Raw genomic sequence first — 4,290 nt, 5'->3', positions numbered from 1 at the left:
GGGGGCTCGGCCCCCGGAGCAAACATGACGCGAGCCCTCGGTCCGCGCAGTTTGCGGACAGGGGACTCCGACTCGCGTGGGCGCGGCAGGTTTCGAACCTGCGACCCCTCGCTTGTAAGGCGAGTGCTCTCCCACTGAGCTACGCGCCCGGCTCGGCGATCTAGCCGGAGTGGTCATCGTACCCTGCCCGGCGGTCAGGGCTTCAGGGCGGCGATGGCCTTCAGCCAGGCGGCCTGGTCGCGGGTTTCGCCGGGGCCGGCCTCCTCGGCGAAACGGATAAGTCCGTCTTTGTCTACCAGGAAGGTGCCTCGGTTGGCGAAGCCTGCTTCCGGGTTGAACACCTCGTACTGTTGGGCTACGCCGCCGTGTGGCCAGAAGTCGGCCAGCAGGGGGAATTCGTAGCCCTGTTGCAGGGACCAGACCTTGTGGCTGTAGACCGAGTCGACGCTGGCTGCCACGACCTGTACGTCTTCGTTCACGTAACGGTCGATATTGTCGCGGATTTCGGTTAGTTCGCCTTTGCAGGTGCCGGTGAAGGTCAGGGGGTAGAAGACCAGCAGCACCGCCTTGTGGCCGACGAAGTCGGCCAGGCGTACCACCTGATTGTTCTGGTCTTTGAGCGTGAAGTCGGGGGCCCGGGTTCCGACAGCTAGCGGCATGAGCACACCCTAGCCGGACCGGCGCCGACGGGGCGCCGGCCGGGCAGGCGGACGAAGCAGTGCGCTACTTCCTTTTCGCACCCCTGGGGGAGACGAGCCGTGCACCCGTCCAGTCCTTGCCGGCGTTGACCGTCGAGGTCTGCTGCAGACCCGCCGTGGGGGCGGACTCGCTGATCTCGCTCGGCTCCACATGGCCGTCGCGGCCGGCCTTCGGGGTCAGCAGCCAGACCACGCCGTTGTCGGCGAGGGGGCCCAGGGCGTCCGTGAGCAGCTCGAACAAGTCACCATCGCCGTCGCGGTACCAGAGCAGTACGGCGTCCACGACCTCGTCGGTGTCTTCGTCGACCAACTCGCCGACGCGTTCGGTCAGGCCGTCACGGAGGTCCTCGTCGACATCGTCGTCGTAGCCCATCTCCATGACCACCATGTTCGGCTCGAAGCCGAACCGGTCCGCCAGGCTGCGTACGCCGTCGGCCTGACCAGCGGTCGCGCTCACTGTCTAAGTCCTCCTAGCCGGAAATATTGCTGGAAACCTGGGGGTAGTCCACACACTTGTGCGCCCCGGCGCAAGTGGCGCACCGAGTGTGTGGCAATTTACCGTGCCAGCAGGGCATGGGCACCCTGTGTGATGGCATCCTCCCCTACCAGCACGTGTTGTGCGGCCGGACCGAGCGGAATCAGCGAGTCCGCCGAGGCGATCCGGCGTGCCGCGCCCACAAAACCGCCGTCCACCAGGGCCGCGAGAATGCCCTCGCCGACCCCGCCGGAACGCCTCGTTTCGTCGACGATCAGCACCCGGCCGGTGGCGGCGGCCTCCCGGACCAGGTCGGCGGCCGGCAGCGGGCTGAGCCAGCGCAGGTCCACCACTCGGGATCCGTAACCGTCGGCGGCGAGCCGGGCGGCGACCCGGAGCGACATCCGCAGGCCGTTGCCGTACGTCACGATTGTCAGGTCTGTCGCGTTTCCGACGGGGTAGGTGCGGGCCCGGCCGACCGGCACGTGCTCGCCGGACCAGGTGTTCGGCGCGCCGTAGGGGGCCAGCCACTCGTTGTCGCCCTGCTCGTACAGGTCACGGGTGTGGTAGAGCGCGATCGGCTCGAGGAAGACGCACACGCTGCCGTCCGCCGCCGCGGACGCCAGGCAGGACCGGAGCATCGGCGCGGCGTCGGCCGGGCGGGAGGGCACGGCCAACACCAGGCCGGGTACGTCGCGCAGCACCGCCACCGAGTTGTCGTTGTGGAAGTGGCCGCCGAACGACTGCTGGTAGGCCAGGCCGGCCACGCGTACCACCATGGGGTTCCGGAAGGCGCCGGACGAGAAGAACGACAGCGTGGCCGCCTCGCCCCGCAGCTGGTCCTCGGCGTTGTGCAGGTACGCCAGGTACTGGATCTCGGGGACCGGGAGCCGGCCGTCCATGCCGGTGCCGAGCGCCAGGCCCAGGATCGTGGTCTCGTCGAGCAGGGTGTCGAAGACCCGTTCGGCCCCGAACCTCTCCTGGATCCGCTTGGTGACCCCGTAGACGCCGCCCTTGCGGCCCACGTCCTCGCCGAACAGCAGCATGGCCGGGTTGGTGACCATGGCGTCGGTCAGCGTCGCGTTGATGGTCTGCGCCAGGGTGAGCGGGCCGGACTGCTCGGGCAGCTTGCCGTCGAAGGCCTTGGACCGGGCCGCGGCGCCGGGACCGACCGCCCGGGTGGCCGCCTCGGTGATCTGGTGGGCCACCCGCAGCGGGCGGCGCGGGGCGAGCGGCGCCACGATCTCGGCGACCGAGGCCAGCTTGGGCTCGCTCAGCACCTCCTCGGCGATCTTGCGCACCTGCCAGCCGATCTCGTCGTAGCGCGCGATCACCTCGTCCGGGCCGAGCAGGCCGGCGGCCACCAGCAGCCGAGCCGTGCCGACCAGGGGATCGCGCTCCAGGTCACGGTTGATCTCGTCGGGGGCACGGTAGGCGACCTCGGCGTCGGCTCCGGCATGACCCATGAGCCGTACCGTGGACAGGTGCAGCACGGCCGGCCGGCGCTCGCGGCGCACGAAGCCGGCCGCCTCCACCGCCGCGTGGTAGGTGCCCGCCAGGTCGCAGCCGTCGGCCGAGGTGTACCGCACGCCGGGGCGGGACCGGAGCATGGCCGCCAGCCAGCCGTCCGGGCTCGGCACGCTCACTCCCAGACCGTTGTCCTCGCAGATCAAAAGCAACGGCAGGCCGTACCGCCTCGACTCCAATCCACCATGCAAGAGGCCCGAATGCTCGAACCAGCCGGCGGCGTTCAACGCGGCGGTGGCACTCGCGTGGTTGGCCGAGGCGTCGCCGAAGGTCGCCACCGTGATCGCGTCGGCCGGCCAGCGCCGCTCGCCCTCATGCGGCCGGGCCAGCGAGAACGCCAGGCCCACGGCCCGCGGCAGGTGCGACGCGACGGTCGAGGTGGTGGGCACGATGTTGAGGTCGGCGTTGCCGAAGACCTTGTGCCGGCCGCCGGCGATCGGCTCGTGTGCCGAGGCGACCACGCCGCGCAGCACGTCCCGGGCAGCGTCGGCGAGGCTCTTGGCCCGGGCGCAGAAGAACGCGGCCGAGCGGTAGTGCAGCAGGGCCGGGTCGGTGGGCAGCAGGGCGGCCGCGACCGCCGCGTTGCCCTCGTGCCCCGAGGAGCCGATGGTGTAGAAGCCCTCGTTGAAGCTGCGCAGCCAGCGGGCGGCCAGGTCGAGGTGGCGGCTGGCCAGCTGCGCGTCGAACAGCTCGAGGGCGAGGTCGCCGGTGAGCAGGGCGCCGTCGTGGACGGCATCGGCGGGCGCGCGCCGGGCGTCGGGCGCGGGCAGCGCCGACACCGCGTCGCGGAATCGCTCGTCGAGGTTTTGCGGGGTGGTCACGAAGCCCAGCATTGCGGACCGGGGCCACCGCTGCCACGTGAGAAGTCAGCAATTTGCATCGATCTCGCTGCGAAGCGTATGGGTGCGCTGCTCTAATCCAGACATGATCTTGCGACGGGCCGCGCTGGCCTCGCTCTGGCTCGGCTGCACCGCGGCCCTGTTCCTGGCGCTCGACCTGTACACATAGGCTCGCCGGATGCGCACCGAAGTGATCACCGTACGGACCGGCGGATCGCCCGTGGTCCGCGACATCACCGCCGAGGCCGCCCGGTTCGTCCAGTCCGAATCAGACGGCCTGTTGCATGTCTTCGTCCCGCACGCCACCGCCGGCCTGGCCATCATCGAGACCGGCGCCGGCTCGGACGACGACCTGCTGACCGCCATCGACGACCTGCTGCCGGCCGAGGACAAGTGGCGGCACCGGCACGGCTCGCGCGGGCACGGCCGCGACCACGTCCTGCCGGCCTGGATCCCGCCGTACGCGACACTGCCGGTAATCGGCGGAAAGATCGCGTTGGGTACCTGGCAGTCGATATGCCTGGTCGACACGAACGGCGACAACCCGACCCGGCAGGTGCGGTTCTCCTTCTTGACCGGTTAGGTAGACGTTACTGGTCAGTATGTGTGTCTCGGATCGCGGACACCCCGGGTAGGCGTGACGATGCCGTACGCGAGGGGGCAGGATGGAGGTACTTCCGAGCGACCCACACGATAGGCCGCCCGGTCCCGACACCGACCAAGAGGATTGCCTGTGGCCACGGAGCGCAAG

Annotated in this window: 4 protein-coding genes and 1 tRNA gene; 1 reads left to right on the top strand and 4 read right to left on the bottom strand. The window is 70.0% G+C overall.

Going from position 1 to position 4,290, the window contains the following annotated elements; genetic code table 11:
• Nucleotides 1–77 precede the first annotated feature (77 nt).
• The 4 genes from Ari01nite_RS20780 to Ari01nite_RS20765 all read right to left on the bottom strand — a co-directional run bounded on the left by Ari01nite_RS20780 (nucleotide 78) and on the right by Ari01nite_RS20765 (nucleotide 3,533).
• Nucleotides 78–149 (bottom strand) — tRNA-Val (locus Ari01nite_RS20780).
• Nucleotides 150–194: 45 nt separating this feature from the next.
• Entirely contained in the window at nucleotides 195–659 is a 465-nt protein-coding gene (locus Ari01nite_RS20775; RefSeq protein ID WP_203782946.1) for a peroxiredoxin, read from the bottom strand.
• Between the two features lie 64 nt (nucleotides 660–723).
• On the bottom strand, nucleotides 724–1,155 hold the full coding sequence (locus Ari01nite_RS20770) for a DUF3052 domain-containing protein (protein ID WP_203782945.1): 432 nt from the start codon (nucleotides 1,153–1,155) through the stop codon (nucleotides 724–726).
• Between the two features lie 98 nt (nucleotides 1,156–1,253).
• Entirely contained in the window at nucleotides 1,254–3,533 is a 2,280-nt protein-coding gene (locus Ari01nite_RS20765) for a thiamine pyrophosphate-dependent enzyme (protein ID WP_203782944.1), read from the bottom strand.
• A gap of 184 nt (nucleotides 3,534–3,717) precedes the next feature.
• On the opposite strand from Ari01nite_RS20765, the gene Ari01nite_RS20760 reads away from it, so the two are divergent.
• Nucleotides 3,718–4,122 (top strand): YjbQ family protein, encoded by a 405-nt coding sequence (locus Ari01nite_RS20760; protein WP_203782943.1) that lies wholly within the window; start codon nucleotides 3,718–3,720, stop codon nucleotides 4,120–4,122.
• Nucleotides 4,123–4,290: the final 168 nt, after the last annotated feature.

It is taken from the genome of Paractinoplanes rishiriensis, assembly GCF_016862375.1.
Taxonomy (GTDB): Bacteria; Actinomycetota; Actinomycetes; order Mycobacteriales; family Micromonosporaceae; genus Actinoplanes; species Actinoplanes rishiriensis.
This window is presented reverse-complemented; position numbering and strand designations above follow the sequence as displayed.